This window comes from Trichococcus flocculiformis (assembly GCF_963662535.1).
GTDB classification, from domain to species: Bacteria; Bacillota; Bacilli; order Lactobacillales; family Aerococcaceae; genus Trichococcus; species Trichococcus flocculiformis.
In genome coordinates this window covers 2,724,290-2,739,623 of the sequence record NZ_OY759718.1, presented here as the reverse complement: position 1 = coordinate 2,739,623, position 15,334 = coordinate 2,724,290, and the positions used below count along the sequence as shown (strand labels likewise).

Sequence of the window (15,334 nt, the reverse complement as noted above, 5' to 3'; positions counted from 1 at the left end):
TTGTCATGACTCTTGCGATTTCAATCGCTTATTCCTGTCATCAGGCCATCCAACTGGTCTCGCAGTGAGGCCCTCTGATGTCGCACTGTGACATCAGAGTACTTGACCGATTAGGTCACAGTGTTTCCTTAATCAGGGCTGAACGAACCCGTTCAGCTTTTCCTATAAATGCGGATAAGCTTTTATGACATAGGCTTTGATGCGATCTACGGCTTCCTGAAGGACTTCTTCGGATTCGGCAAACGGAATCCTCAAGTAGCCTTCACCCATTTTCCCGAAAGCAGAGCCTGGCGTAAGTGCTACATGGGTTTCAGTCAAGATTTCCATCGCAAAATCATAGGAAGATTTGCCGAATGCTTTGATGTTCGGGAAGGCATAAAAGGCGCCTTCCGTGCTCAGACATTTGAAGCCAGGGATCTGGTTCAATCCGTCGACGATGATATGGCGGCGACGGTCATATTGTTCCAGAAAATACTGAACATCATCCTGCGGTCCGGTGATTGCAGCGATTGCGGCTTCTTGGATGAATGGAGGTACGCAGAATCCGACACCTTCCCTGAACTCGGCCATGCGATCGATGGCTTCATGATTGCCTACGACGTAGCCGATCCGCCAACCCGTCATCGCATAGGTTTTGGATAAGCTGTTCACCACGAAATGATTTTCTTTTGCGCCGGGTATCTGGAACAGGCTGAAATGTTTTTTTCCGTCATAAATAAGACTTTCATAGACTTCATCCGACAGAATCGCAACCTGATGGCGATCGGCCAAGGCCACGATAGCCTCCATATCGCTCTGATCGAGAATAGAACCCATCGGATTGTTCGGGGTATTCAAAATGATCAAACGCGTTTTGTTGGTGAGGACGTGTTCGATGTCTGTAGCCTGCATCTTGAATGAATTTTCTTCGTATACGGGTACCGGGACCACTTTAGCACCCAACAGCATGATCTGGCCGAGATAATTCGGATAGCTCGGATCGGCGATGATCACCTCATCGCCTGGATTCAGGATTGACATCATCACATGCAGGATACCTTCCGTTCCGCCGAAAGTTGCCATGACTTCATTCGGTTTGAAGGGGACACCGGTCTGATCCGTATATTTTTTTGCTACGGCTTGCTGGAAGGAAAGCTCGCCGACATTCGGTCCGTAGTGGGTGTGATTTGCGGCAATCGCATCCTGTGCGGCTTTTTTGATGGCTTCCGGTGTTTCGAAATTCGGTTCCCCCATCGTCAGCATCAGCGTGTCATCGAATTGGGCGGCTAATTTTGCCATTTTTCGGATGCTGGATGCAGGATAGTTTTTGGATAGTTCAGACCAATGGTACATATAGGTTTGCTCCCTTTATTCGATTTTTCTTCTATTTTATCAGATATACTCTGACTATCCTAGTGTCGGTAGGGGAGGGCGTGCACATGAGAGTGCTGAAAGAAGCAAAAGATAATTTATTGAAAAAATACTTGCAGTCTGATTGTTTTGGTATAATCAAGTGATAGCTATAGAAAGCAGAACGACTTTACATTTTCCATAACGGTATGATCCGCCTTATCGTTCAATGTACTGATAGGGGTAAAAGTCAGATTTTGTAATAATAATTTAGGAGTACAAAGATGTCAGAACAGGAGATTTATTTATTGTTGACGGATACAGGGTCTATTTTGACGCGGACCATCAAACTGTTTACGAGGAAAAAATACAATCACATATCCTTGGCGTTTGATGCAGTGTTGGAGGATACCTTCAGTTTCGGCAGGAAAAAAGCCAATAATCCTTTTATAGGAGGCTTCATACACGAAGATGTGACATCCGATTTCTACAGCCGTGCAAAATGTGCGGTGTATGCGTTGACGGTTTCAGAGGAACAGGCGAAGGTAATGAGGGCGTATGTTTCTTCATTCGAAAAGGACAAAGAAAAGTATCGTTATAACCTTTTAGGCCTAGTGCCTGCTCTGTTCAATAAAGAGTGGGAAAGGAAAAATTATTATTTCTGTTCTCATTTTGTGTCATCTGTATTAGTTAAAGGAGGCGTGATGCAGTCCAATAAGCCCGTGACACTGATGAGGCCGATGGACGTTTTGGAAGCTTTGCCCTGCATACCCATTTATGAAGGGGTTCTTAGTCAATTCAATGAGCTATCCATGGCTGCGGACCAGCAAGAGTTGGTATCTGAAATGAAAATAACCCTCGATCCGGACACTGCGGAACTTTACTTTCCGGAAAACTTCTCTCCGGTTCCTCTCTTTCGGTAACACGATGTGGGGAGAAAAGTGGCAGGAATATGAAAGGAAAATAAAATCATTGACTTATTTCTAATTTGGATTTAATATTTAGAGAAAGATAATGGAAGGAGTTGCAGTATGATGAGAAGAATGAACGTGCACCGTACAACAGATTGCCATGCTGTAAACACTTTATTAGTCATTATTATGCCCTAGGATTCAAACTATTCAATTAGTTGAGTCCTATTCTTAGTGAATCAGGGCTCGACGTAAGCTGGAGCCCTACATCACATGAGGGCTTCTTTTTTATAAATATACGGAAAAAAGGGGAGACAGCAATGCGTAGTGATAAAATCAAAAAGGGAATAGATAAGGCGCCACATCGTTCCTTGTTGCGAGCGACCGGACAAATCAGGGAAGAAGGAGACATGGACAAACCGTTCATAGCTGTCTGCAATTCCTATACAGATATCGTGCCTGGTCACGTGCATTTAAGAGAATTAGGCGATATCGCCAAAGAAGCGATCCGTGAAGCCGGCGGGATTCCTTTTGAGTTCAACACGATTGGTGTCGATGACGGAATCGCGATGGGACACATCGGGATGCGTTATTCGTTGCCGTCACGCGAAATCATTGCTGATGCCGCTGAAACGGTCATCAACGCACACTGGTTCGACGGTGTCTTCTACATCCCAAACTGCGATAAAATTACACCGGGTATGCTGTTGGCTGCTGTCCGTACCAATGTTCCAGCAATTTTCTGCTCAGGCGGCCCGATGAAGGCAGGTCTTTCCGCTACCGGACAGGCTCTGACATTGTCATCCATGTTTGAAGCGGTCGGAACTTTTAAAGAAGGCAAAATGACAGAAGAAGAGTTTTTCGATATGGAAGCCAATGCTTGTCCAACATGCGGTTCTTGTGCGGGTATGTTCACCGCCAACTCGATGAACTGTTTGATGGAAGTATTGGGATTGGCATTGCCATACAACGGTACTGCTTTGGCAGTCAGTGACGAGAGAAGAGAACTGATCCGCGAAGCGGCTTTCAAATTGATGGACTTAGTCAAAAAAGACATCAAACCGCGTGACATCATCACTGCTGAAGCAATCGATGATGCCTTCGCCTTGGATATGGCGATGGGTGGTTCGACGAATACAGTGCTGCATACATTGGCTTTGGCGAAAGAAGCCGGAATCGACTATGACATGAACCGCATCAACGAAATTGCGGAAACAACTCCGTACCTGTCAAAAATCGCACCATCATCTGCTTTCTCCATGCATGATGTGCATGAAGCAGGCGGTGTCCCTGCAATCATGAATGAATTGATCAAACACGGCAACCTGCATCCGGATCGTATCACTGTCACCAGCAAGACGATCCGCGAAAATGTCGCAGGACACGAAATCAAGAACGAAGAAGTCATCCATAAATACGAAAATGCCTATTCTCCGGTCGGTGGGTTGTCCATCCTGAACGGTAATATCGCTCCTTTCGGCGGCGTCATCAAAGTCGGCGGCGTGGATGCAGACATCAAAAAATTCGTCGGAAAAGCGATCTGCTTCAGTAGCCATGATGAAGCGGTGGAAGCAATCGACAACCGCACCGTCAAAAAAGGCCATGTTGTCGTCATCCGCTATGAAGGACCTAAAGGTGGACCCGGAATGCCGGAAATGCTGGCACCGACATCTTCCATCGTAGGACGCGGCTTAGGCCGTGATGTTGCACTGATCACGGATGGCCGTTTCTCAGGTGCCACTCGCGGTATCGCAATCGGACACATCTCTCCTGAAGCAGCTTCAGGCGGCCCGATCGGCTTGATTGAAGACGGGGATGAAATCGTCATTGATCTTGAGCACCGTACGATCAACGTAAGCGTTGCTGACGAAGTACTTGAAGAAAGAAAGAAAAAGCAAACACGCTTTGTATCGAAAGTGAAGACAGGTTGGTTGGCACGTTACGCCGCTTTGGTTACATCAGCCAATACCGGTGGCGTTCTGAAGACACCGGAAGAGATCTTTGCAGAATACGAATAAAAAGAAGGTGAGCTGTCTCAAAATTGGAGATAGCTCACCTTCTTTTTGCGTGCGCAATGCTGCTGAGTGATTACTCTTCGTCACGGCCTAAAGCGACTTGCATCTCTGCAACTGTTTTTCTGTCCAAGTTGAAGATGAACTTGAAGCAGATGAAGATGATAATGTAACCGATCAACGGGAATAGAACAGCCATATCGCGTAAGGCCAACGCGTTTTCTGAGGTCCAGGTGAAGGCATCTTTCACATCCAGTGTCGGAATCAAGATAGCAATGGCTGCAGGAATGAACGACTGGCCGAAGCCCTGTGCGATCTTACGCAGCATAGAGTAAGTTGCGTACACAGAACCTTCATTTCGGATGCCGGTCTTCCATTCTTGGTAGTCGATTGCATCCGCAACCATCCCCCAAGTGTAGATCGCCAAACCGAAGGCGAAGCTGTTTGCGATGATCTGCATCGTGATCCAAAGAATCGGGTTTTTGATTTCGACCAGATAAAGAAAGGCATAAACAGCGATGGCTCCCAGTAATGGCCAAGTCGACAATTCTTTTTTCCCCAGTTTGCCTACCAAAGATCCACCGAGAGCTGTACCAACGAATAGTGGAATAATTTGAGTCAGGATGGCGTAAGAACTCAAGGTTCCGTCTCGGAAGTACATCTGATAAGTCAATTGATGCAATTGGTTACCGCCCATTATGAATAGGATCTGAGCGATAGAGGCAAGAGAAATACCCAAAATCGCACGATTGCGGAAAAAGTCTTTTAATGTTATGAAATAATTGAATTTAACCTTTTCGCCTTCACTTTCTGTGTGCTGGATACGTTCCTCCGTATTCAGATAAAGTAACGCAAAGGCAACAATCGAAATGATGCTCAGGATGATAGCGATCGGAAACATTCTTTCGCCTCGAAAGATACTGGCTGTCTGACCATTTTTCGTGACTTGTTCATAGGCGAACAAGGGAATCAGGATTCCTAGTGGAACGCCGGCGATGATGTATCCCCACGAACGCGCGTTGGATAAAGCAGCCCGTTGGGAAGGCTTGGAAGTCATGACGGAACTCAAAGCGCCGTAAGGTACGTTAACGACTGTATAGGTCAAATCCCATAAGATGTACCCACCGATACACAAGCCGAGTTTTGCGGCATAAGACCAATCAGCCGCATCTATGAAGATGACCGTTGCTGCCAGTGCAAGGAATGGAGAGCCTCGCAGAATCCATTGTTTGAATTTTTCACCCTTTTTATCTGCGCCCATCCGATCAACGATAGCGCCGATAATTGGATCGTTGATGCCATCAAAAATCTTCGTAATCAGAATGATGATGGAGTAGTGAGCCAATGAAATCCCGATATACTGTGTGTAGAAAATGAACATATAGCTGGAAATTAACGTGAAACTCATGTTGCAACCGAAGTCGCCCATAAAATATCCGAGTATATCACGGAATCCGAATGGACGTTTGGCTGTGTGGATTATATGATTCTTAGCCATTTTTAGAAGATACCTCCCATAAAAAAAATTAATATTTTGAACATAAGGACGAAAATAATAGCGCGAGTGATGTATCAGAATGTAAGACTGCTTTTCGTAATCTGATATTAGTATATTCAGAAAACGTATACAAGTCAAAGGAGTGGAGTAAATATTAAAAAAATGTTTGATTTAGTGAAATGTAAACAAATATGAAACGAATTTTTATTTTTTTGAGATTTATTCAGGGGATTGTTTCGATTCAGTGCGGAAACGGAAACATTTTACAAATAATTCCGCTCAAGGGGGTTATCAGGCTATATTTTTTTTGCTATAATATCACAATGTGAAACGTTTACCCGTTTGGTGAATGAAAATGTATTTTTTTGATCTAAAGCGTATAAAAATGAATGATTATCCAAATAATTCAAGAAATATAAGACTAAAAACGGAAAAGGATGAGCAAAATAATGGTACAAAAAGAAGCAGTAAACACAAGTCCAAAAGTACAATCAATTGACCGCGCTTTGGCTATTTTGGAAACGTTGGCAGACCATCCTAGTCTAAGTCTGATGGAATTGAGCGAAAAAGTCCATCTGCACAAGGCAACGACGCATCGCTTGGTGAATTCCTTAATGGAAAACGGCTATATCGATCGCAACCCTGATACGAAACAGTATCGCATTTCCTTGAAGATGTTCCATCTCGGAAACAAGCGTGTCCACAACATCGACTTCTTGAATGTCGCTAAAAGCATGATCCGCCAATTGTCGGATGATACGAGGCAGACCGTGCATCTGGTTGTGGAGGACAATGATGAAGTGCTGTATATCGATAAATATGGTGAATCCCGCGGTGTACGGATGCAATCAAAGATCGGTACAAAAGCGCCGCTTTATTGCACCGCTGTCGGGAAAGCGCTCTTGAGCACCCGTCAAAACGCTGCCGTCCGAGAATATTGGGACAGTATCGTTCCGGAACAAAAAACCGGGCGTACGATTACCACTTACGAAGATCTCATCAGTGAACTGGATGAAATCAGAAGGAATGGTTATGCCCTCGATGATGAGGAGTTTGAAGAAGGAATCGTCTGTATCGCTGCAGCCTTTTCGAGCGCTAGGGAAGTTGCTGCAGGTGCAATCAGCATATCCTTGCCCTTGTCTGACATGGTTGATAAAGAATTCTATACAGGAAAAATTTTGGAATATTCCACAAAAATTTCACAGTTGCTCGGTCACTTTTGATCTTTTCCGATCTCAAGCCGATATAGCGGAACTCCCCACGAAACGCATGATAAATGCGGTTTATGGGGAGTTTTTTTTGTCAGACTCTCTTTCTTTTGGAGGTATTCAACAGTATGCCACAAATTTTTCACAATTTATCATTCATTTTTATATTTCTGATGGAATTTCGTTGACATAAAAGATGGTAAATTCTATAATGAACTCGAGTTATGATACTGAGTTCCACAATGCGAAACCACGAATGGAGGATGACAAATGAGCGTCAAGAGAGATACCCTGGCTCAATTACAAGAAAATTACCTGTTTGCAGTAGTGCGCGGAGCTTCCGAGGAAGCAGGTTATGAGATTTCAAAAGCAGCTTATCAAGGAGGCATCAAGAACATCGAGGTGACTTTTTCGACACCTGGTGCTGAGAACGTTATGCGTAAACTGTCCGATGAATTCGCAGGTACGGATATGGTTGTAGGTGCAGGTACAGTTTTGGATGAAGTCGCTGCAAGAATTTCGATCATGAACGGAGCAAAATTTATCGTAAGCCCTTCCTTCAATGAAAAGATTTCAAGAATGTGCAACCTATACACTGTTCCATACTTGCCTGGATGCGGTTCTGTAACAGAAATTCAGATGGCTTTGGAAACTGGCTGCGAAGTAGTGAAGCTGTTCCCGGGTGGTTTGTTGGGTCCTGGATTCATCAAAGACGTTCATGGTCCTATTCCTTGGGTTGACGTGATGCCTTCAGGTGGCGTAAGCATTGAGAACATGGACAAATGGATTGCAAACGGAGCTTGGTCAGTCGGTGTCGGCAGTGCCTTGACACGAAACCTAAAAGAAGGCGGCTATGCCAGTGTAACAGCTGCAGCTAAAGAATTTGCTGATCGTTTGGCAGAAATCAAAGCGCAATAATCAATAATATTCAAAATAAAGCTCGGAAGGGGATTTCTTCACATGTCATTTATTCATGACGACTTTATGTTACAGTCCGAAACAGCCAAAAAACTTTATCACGAGTATGCGGAAAACATGCCCATCTTCGATTACCACTGCCATTTGGTCCCACAGCAGATCGCTGAAGATTATGAATTCGAAAACATTACCGAACTATGGTTGGGCGGAGATCATTATAAATGGCGCGCGATGCGTGCAATGGGAATTCCGGAAGAAAAGATCACCGGTAGTGCTTCCCCTGAAGAAAAATTTGAAGCTTGGGCCTACACGGCTGAAAATGCGGTAGGGAACCCGTTGTTCCACTGGACAGCCTTGGAATTGAAAAAGTATTTCCATATAGAAGAAACACTTACCAGCGCAAACTGGAAGGAAATCTATGCGGAATGCAACCGCGTGTTGAAGGAAGAAAAACTTACAGCGCGTAAATTGATCAAAAATTCCAAAGTCACCTTCATTTGCACGACAGACAACCCTACGGATACGTTGGAATGGCACAAGGCAATCGCTGAAGACGAGACATTTGATGTAGCAGTCGTTCCTGGTTTCCGTCCGGATGAAGCTTTCGCTATCCAGGACGCAGCCAAGTTTGCTGGGTTCATCAGAAAAATGCAAGAGGCGACCGGCAAGGAAATGGCGACATTCGCTGAGTTGTTGGAAGGAATGGAAGAGCGGATCCAATATTTTGCGGATCATGGTTCGAACGTTTCCGACCACGGCCTGTCCCAAATCTACTATGCTGAAGCCACGGATGAAGAAATTGAAGCCATCTACGCCAAAGCAATCGCTGGTGACAGCATTTCTGAAGCGGAATACGCAAAATACCAAACACGCTTGTTGGTGGAACTGGGCAAAATCTATGCGGCCAAAGACTTCGTGATGCAATTGCACTTCGGCGCTATCCGAAACAACAACAAACGCATGTTTGCAAAATTAGGCGCGGATGCCGGCTTCGATTCCATCCAGGATCAACCAAACGTATCCTATGCTTTGAACAACCTGCTTGGTGCAATGGACCTGACGAATGAATTGCCTAAATTCATTGCTTACAACCTTGACCCTACTTATTTCGACTTGGTGGGAACGGCAATCACGAACTTCCAAGCGAACGATAAAGGCATCAAGAGCAAAGTTCAGATGGGTTCCGGTTGGTGGTTCAACGACACCAAGTACGGCATGCTGAAACAATTGAAATCCTTATCCGAAGCAGGTTTGTTGATGAATTTCGTCGGCATGCTGACGGATTCAAGAAGTTTCATCTCCTATACGCGTCATGAGTATTTCCGCCGTATCCTTTGCGATTTCATCGGTGATCTCGTGGAACGTGGAGAAATACCGAATGATGCCAAGCTATTGGAAAAACTGATCACGAACATCAGCTACAACAACGCTGTAGAATACTTTGATTTTAAAAAATAAAAAACAAAAAAAGAAGAGGAAGTGTTTTTGAAATGGAAATGTCATTCAGATGGTACGGTCACGAGGACCCTGTTACTTTGAAAAATATCCGTCAAATTCCTGGCATGAAAGGAATCGTGACTGCAGTCTACGATATCCCGGTTGGTCAACCGTGGCCATTGGAAAGAATCGAAAAATTGAAAGCGGACGTAGAAGCAGAAGGTCTATACATTTCTGTCATTGAATCTGTTCCGGTTCACGAATCCATCAAATTGGGTCGTCCAGATCGTGATCAATACATCAGTGCCTACAAGGAAACCTTAACTAACTTGGGTAAAGCAGGAATTCCGGTTGTATGCTACAATTTCATGCCGATCTTTGACTGGACTCGTTCCAACTTGGCATACGAATTACCGGATGGTTCAAATGCGTTGATCTTCGATGAAGAAGAAGTAAACAAAATGGACCCACGTACGCTTTCTCTTCCAGGTTGGGACGAAAGTTATAATTCCGAAGAAATGAACGCTTTAATGGATGAATACAAAGAAGTCGACGAAGAAAAACTATGGGAAAACCTGGAGTACTTCATCAAAGCGATCATGCCTACAGCTGAGGCAGCCGGCGTGAAGATGGCGATTCACCCTGATGATCCTCCATACAGCATCTTCGGATTGCCGCGCATCATCACAGGCGGAGAAGCCTTGAACCGTTTCATCAAATTGTACGACAGCGAATACAACGGCGTTACATTATGCGTAGGTTCATTCGCTTCAGATCCAAAGAACGATGCGGTAGCAATCTTGAAAGATATGTTGGCTAAAAAACGTGTGAACTTCGTGCATGCACGTAACGTGAAATTAGTCGGCGGACGTTCATTCGAAGAATCTGCTCACTTGTCGGAAATGGGATCCATCGATATGTATGAAGTAGTAAAAGCGTGTGTTGAAGGCGGCTTTGAAGGCGCAATCCGTCCGGACCATGGCCGTATGATCTGGGGCGAAACCGGTAAACCAGGTTATGGTTTGTATGACCGTGCGTTAGGCGCAACTTACCTGAATGGTTTGGAAGAAGCAGTTAAGAAAAACTTGAAAGCTCAACAATAACAATAACAATAAGAAAGAAGGAAAATCACCATGACAAGTCCATTCGTTCATGATTTTACCGATAAAGTAGTAGTAGTAACAGGTGCTGGCGGCGTTTTATGCTCTTATTTCGCGAAAGAGTTCGCTAGAGCAGGCGCTAAAGTAGCTCTTTTGGACTTAAACTTGGATAACGCACAAGGCTATGCTGATGAAATTGTTGCTGAAGGCGGCATCGCTAAAGCGTTCAAAGCCAACGTATTGGAATTGCCAAGTCTGCAAGCAGCTAAAGAAGCTGTCGTAGCCGAATTAGGTGAAGTGGATATCTTGGTCAACGGAGCAGGCGGCAACAACCCGCGCGCAACAACCGACAACGAGTACCATGAAACTGATTTGCCTGAAGGAACAAAAACATTCTTCGACTTGGAACAAAGCGGTATCGAGTTCGTCTTCAACTTGAACTTCTTGGGTACAGTATTGCCTACACAAGTTTTTGCTAAAGACATGGTTGGCCGTCCAGGCGCTAACATCATCAACATCTCAAGCATGAACGGTTTCACACCATTGACAAAAATCGTTGCTTACTCAGGCGCAAAAGCTGCTATCTCCAACTTGACTGAATGGTTGGCTGTTCACTTTGCTCACGTAGGTATCCGTGTCAATGCGATCGCTCCTGGTTTCTTGGTTTCAAAACAGAATCAAGCGCTATTGTTCAATGAAGATGGCACACCAACTCCTCGTACAGGTAAAATCCTGAACGGCACACCAATGGGCCGTTTCGGCGAACCGCATGAATTGATCGGCGGCTTGCTGTTCTTGGCTGACGATAAAGCTGCAAGCTTTGTGAACGGCGTAGTATTGCCGATCGATGGCGGCTTCAACGCATATTCAGGCGTATAAGTTTAGGTAATTGAATAGGGCAGATAGAACGAAATGTGTTGCACAGTTCTTCTCTATCTGTCCTTTTTTTTGATATCAAGTTAGGAGAGAAAAAATATGTCTACACACCCAACACAATTTACGAAACAAAAACAATTCTTAGTCTGCGTCGATTCCGACGGTTGCGCTATGGATACGATGAACGTGAAGCATGAACGTTTCTTCGGTCCTTTGGCAGCGGATGAGTATGGCATCAAAGATCGCGAAACTTTCTTGGCTGACTGGAACCGCATCAACCTATTTTCAAGCACACGCGGCATCAATCGCTTCAAAGCATTGGTTTTGACGTTGATCGAAGCACAGGAAAAAGGCGAAGATATCGGTGATATTTCGGCACTGACCGATTGGGCAAACAATGCGCCATCGTTATCGAATGCATCCCTTGAAGCGGAAATCGCAAAAGCGTCTTCTGCCGATCTGGAAAAAGCTTTGGTATGGAGCAAGAAAGTCAATGAAGGCATCGAAACCGAATTGGCTGGAGAAGACAAACCGTTCCCTGGCGTTCTCGAAGGACTGACAAAAATCCATGGCTTGACGGATGTCGCAATCGTAAGTTCTGCCAACAGCGAAGCTTTGAACAGCGAATGGAACAGACACAATCTGATGCCGCAAGTTGACGTAGTTTACGGACAAGAAGTCGGCAGCAAAGCGGATGCAATCGCTGATTTGTTGACGAAAGGTTATGCAGCGGACGAAATTTTGATGGTCGGCGACGCACCTGGCGATGAACAAGCGGCAGCGGTAAATGGCGTATTCTATTATCCGATCCTCTTCGGCAAAGAAGAGTTCTCTTGGGAACGTCTGAGCAATGAAGCGATCGGAAAATTCCTGAACAAAGAATATGCGGGAGAATACCAAGCAAAAGTGCTTGGAGAATTCCATGCTTTATTGGCTCAATTCGATTAATCTATATTCCAAAAATTACGTTAGCAGGAGGAAAAACAGTGCCAAAATTAGTTGATTTAAAAGCAAAACCATATAATCTGAGCGACAAACAGGTCGCTTGGGTAAACGAAACGATCGCCGGCATGACCGATGAGGAAAAAATAGGGCAATTGTTCACGAACCTTTTCTTCTTCGGAAATGATGCCTTCTCAGGAAACGACTTCACCAACCAAGAAATCGTTGAAAAATTCCACATCGGTGGCGCACGCTACCACGGCAACTCAAAAGAAGATATCCAAGATTTACTGAACGAATTGCAATCCATGTCCAAGATTCCTCTGTTGGTGGCTGCGAACTGCGATTCAGGCGGAAACGGCGCTTGCAGTGAAGGCACATACATCGCTTCCGGTGCCCAGGCTGAAGCTGCAGGCGACCTTCAGGTTTCTTACCATGCCGGATTGGTTTCCGCGCGTGAAGAAAAAGCTTTAGGCGTCAACGTCAACTTTGACCCATGTGTGGACATCCTTTACAATTGGAGAAACACAATCGTCAATACGCGTGCTTACGGCACGGATGCTGAAACTGTCATCAAGTACACAAATGCTTATTTGGACGGATTGACTGCGGAGAACGGCGAAAACATGGAAGATGGCGTGATCCAGTGCATCAAACACTTCCCTGGCGACGGAACCGAAGAACGCGACCAACATTTGGTTTTGGGAGTGAATGAATTAAGTCCTGAAGAATGGCGCGCTTCATTCGGTAAAGTGTACCAAAATCATATCGATCGCGGCGTTGAAATGATCATGGCAGGACACATTGCTGTCCCTGCTTTGCAAAAAGAATTGAACCCTGCTTTGGAAGACAAAGATATCATGCCTGCAACATTGGCTGAAGAATTGATCCAAGATGCATTGAAGACTGAACTAGGCTTCAACGGCTTGGTCATCACGGATGCAACGCACATGTTGGGTATGACGTCCGCTATGCGCCGTGAAGATTACGTTCCGAAATCGATCGCTGCCGGCTGCGATATGTTCCTGTTCTTCAACAACATCGAAGAGGACTTCGGCTTCATGCTGAAAGGTTACCAAAACGGCGTCATCACGGAAGAACGTTTGACTGATGCTTTGCGTCGTATCTTGGGCTTGAAAGCTAAATTGCACTTGCCTGAAAAACAAGCAAACGGTACTCTGTTGCGCACGCGTGAAGATTTGAACGTCATCGGCTGTGAAGAACATCTGCAATGGAGAGCGGAAGCTGCTGATAAAGGAATCTCTTTGATCAAAGATACCCAAAACAACTTGCCGATCAATCCAGTCGACCACAAACGCATCCGTCTTTACATGCTGGAAGGCGAAAAAGGCGGCATCACGGATAACGGTTCGAAAGCGCAACAACTGTTCGTGGATGAACTGACGAAACGTGGCTATGAAGTGACTGTAAATGAACGCGGCTCTCGTGTTAAAGGCGCAACTTTGAAATACCGTGACGAAGTTGATTTCGCTTTGGAAGTTGCTGACATCGCTGGCTACGGAGCACAAAATAACTACCGTATCCAATGGAGCACTGCCATGGCAAATGAAGTTCCTTGGTTTGTTTGGGAAGTTCCGCATGCCTTCGTATCATTGAACTTCACGACACACCTGCATGATGCGACTATGGTGAAGACATTCGTCAATGCTTACCACAGCAATGAAGAAACCATCAAACAAGTCATTGATAAACTGGAAGGCAAATCCGAATTCAAAGGCGGCCACAACGACCTCGTTTGGACCGACAAATGGCAAGCAAAACTATAGGATGTGATGATTCGCGTTTAGATACCCGAACGCTGGGTGTGAAACGGGAGCGGTATCTGCGAATCAGAACTCAACTACTAGGATACGATGAATTGCGTTTAGAGGGTGAGCACTAAGGGGACATTACGAGAACAGCCGCTTTTTGGCCGTGACGTAATGTCAACTTAGGCGGAACCCTCTGCAATTCAGAGTTCAACTAAAAAGTGTGTGATAAATCCTGAGCTCAGAGTTTGAGCATCTGAATCGTGACCATTGAAGCGATGTACCATTTTGTTCACAAATCACCTAAAACACTGATGTACCAAGTAAAGTCGAGAAAATTTTTCTCGACTTTGTTTTTTTTGAACAACAAAAAGCACTCTTGGTCAATGATTTAAATAATCTAAGCATTCCAGGACATTGAATTGTAAACGCTGTTATTTTATACTTTGAAGTGTCAAAGAGAGGGAGGTGACACGTATCGTTGAAAAATTGTTGATCGGATACCATGTCAAAGGACAAGCATATGCCCTTGACTTCCATACACATCCGCAATATGAAATATTCTTGTTCCATGGCGGAAATTGTCGGTTCCTGGTCGGTAATAAAATCTATTATCTTCAGCCTGGCGACTTGCTGATGATGGATGGGATGACGGTTCACCGTGCCTACGTAATTGGAGACAAGGATGCCTATGAACGCAGCATCGTCCATTTCGATGCCGACTGGATCACCCCTTTACTGAATGATCTGAACATTGACTATTTGTTGCGTTTCTTTACTGAAAATCGTAACGGCCTCATTCGGACTTTCCGAAAGAAGAATGAACTCCTTTTAGAAAATGCTATCCGGGAAATGAATCATTTGCAGCAGTTGGACCAATCCTATGCAAATGAAGCGAAACGCAAACTGGCTTTAGTCCAGTTGCTTCTGATGATAGATTCTTCAACGGATAAGATCGTAGAAAAAGGACAGGCTTATGTCGATGAAAAGACACAGATAGCCGAAAAGGTTTCGGAATATATTTTTAAGCATTACCGGGACTCGTTCAACATCGATGATATCGCCTCTGCCCTTAATTTGAGCAAATCCTATTTGTCGCATGCTTTCAAAGAAATCACAGGAAATACGATCATGGCTTATGCGATGGGATACCGGTTATCCCAAGCGTGCACGGCACTATTGATGGAACCAACCAAATCGATCAAAATGATTTCCGGCGAATGTGGGTTTGAAAGCGATGCCCATTTCAGCAGATATTTTAAACAGAACATCGGCACTACACCCAGTAATTACAGGAAAAATAATAGAATCAGCATACAAAAAGGAGAATGATG

At 44.8% G+C, this 15,334-nt stretch carries 12 protein-coding genes; 10 read left to right on the top strand and 2 right to left on the bottom strand.

Annotated elements, in window-relative coordinates; all coding sequences use genetic code 11:
* Window positions 1-162: 162 nt before the first annotated feature.
* A complete protein-coding gene (locus ACKPCD_RS13030) occupies window positions 163-1,332 on the bottom strand; it encodes a pyridoxal phosphate-dependent aminotransferase (protein ID WP_276640983.1) in 1,170 nt (389 codons plus the stop codon).
* 281 nt (window positions 1,333-1,613) lie between these two features.
* Between ACKPCD_RS13030 and ACKPCD_RS13025 the strand changes: the two genes are divergently transcribed.
* Together ACKPCD_RS13025 and ilvD are read left to right on the top strand one after the other, a co-directional pair.
* The gene (locus tag ACKPCD_RS13025) at window positions 1,614-2,252 is read left to right on the top strand and encodes a hypothetical protein (protein ID WP_321433454.1); all 639 of its coding nucleotides are present in this window, start codon (window positions 1,614-1,616) and stop codon (window positions 2,250-2,252) included.
* A gap of 308 nt (window positions 2,253-2,560) precedes the next feature.
* Entirely contained in the window at window positions 2,561-4,258 is a 1,698-nt protein-coding gene (gene ilvD / locus ACKPCD_RS13020) for a dihydroxy-acid dehydratase (protein WP_068559086.1), read from the top strand.
* A 70-nt stretch (window positions 4,259-4,328) separates the two neighbouring features.
* Here the strand turns inward: ilvD and ACKPCD_RS13015 are convergent, their stop codons facing one another.
* Window positions 4,329-5,750 carry an MFS transporter gene (locus ACKPCD_RS13015; protein ID WP_321433453.1) on the bottom strand — a complete coding sequence of 474 codons (1,422 nt, stop codon included), beginning with the start codon at window positions 5,748-5,750 and terminating at the stop codon, window positions 4,329-4,331.
* Between the two features lie 449 nt (window positions 5,751-6,199).
* Between ACKPCD_RS13015 and ACKPCD_RS13010 the strand changes: the two genes are divergently transcribed.
* The 8 genes from ACKPCD_RS13010 (at window position 6,200) to ACKPCD_RS12975 (ending at window position 15,332) form a co-directional block, all read left to right on the top strand.
* The gene (locus ACKPCD_RS13010) at window positions 6,200-6,973 is read left to right on the top strand and encodes an IclR family transcriptional regulator (RefSeq protein WP_321433452.1); all 774 of its coding nucleotides are present in this window, start codon (window positions 6,200-6,202) and stop codon (window positions 6,971-6,973) included.
* Window positions 6,974-7,228: 255 nt separating this feature from the next.
* Window positions 7,229-7,876 (top strand): bifunctional 2-keto-4-hydroxyglutarate aldolase/2-keto-3-deoxy-6-phosphogluconate aldolase, encoded by a 648-nt coding sequence (locus ACKPCD_RS13005; protein ID WP_068559081.1) that lies wholly within the window; start codon window positions 7,229-7,231, stop codon window positions 7,874-7,876.
* Window positions 7,877-7,918: 42 nt separating this feature from the next.
* A complete protein-coding gene (gene uxaC / locus ACKPCD_RS13000) occupies window positions 7,919-9,334 on the top strand; it encodes a glucuronate isomerase (RefSeq protein WP_321433451.1) in 1,416 nt (471 codons plus the stop codon).
* 32 nt (window positions 9,335-9,366) lie between these two features.
* Window positions 9,367-10,416, top strand: coding sequence for a mannonate dehydratase (gene uxuA, locus ACKPCD_RS12995; RefSeq protein ID WP_068559077.1), 1,050 nt, complete (start codon window positions 9,367-9,369; stop codon window positions 10,414-10,416).
* Window positions 10,417-10,446: 30 nt separating this feature from the next.
* The gene (locus ACKPCD_RS12990; protein WP_086987859.1) at window positions 10,447-11,292 is read left to right on the top strand and encodes an SDR family oxidoreductase; all 846 of its coding nucleotides are present in this window, start codon (window positions 10,447-10,449) and stop codon (window positions 11,290-11,292) included.
* A 96-nt stretch (window positions 11,293-11,388) separates the two neighbouring features.
* Window positions 11,389-12,237 (top strand): HAD family hydrolase, encoded by an 849-nt coding sequence (locus ACKPCD_RS12985; protein ID WP_068559073.1) that lies wholly within the window; start codon window positions 11,389-11,391, stop codon window positions 12,235-12,237.
* Window positions 12,238-12,275: 38 nt separating this feature from the next.
* Window positions 12,276-14,018 (top strand): glycoside hydrolase family 3 protein, encoded by a 1,743-nt coding sequence (locus ACKPCD_RS12980; protein ID WP_321433450.1) that lies wholly within the window; start codon window positions 12,276-12,278, stop codon window positions 14,016-14,018.
* Window positions 14,019-14,468: 450 nt separating this feature from the next.
* On the top strand, window positions 14,469-15,332 hold the full coding sequence (locus ACKPCD_RS12975; protein ID WP_068559069.1) for an AraC family transcriptional regulator: 864 nt from the start codon (window positions 14,469-14,471) through the stop codon (window positions 15,330-15,332).
* Window positions 15,333-15,334 lie beyond the last annotated feature (2 nt).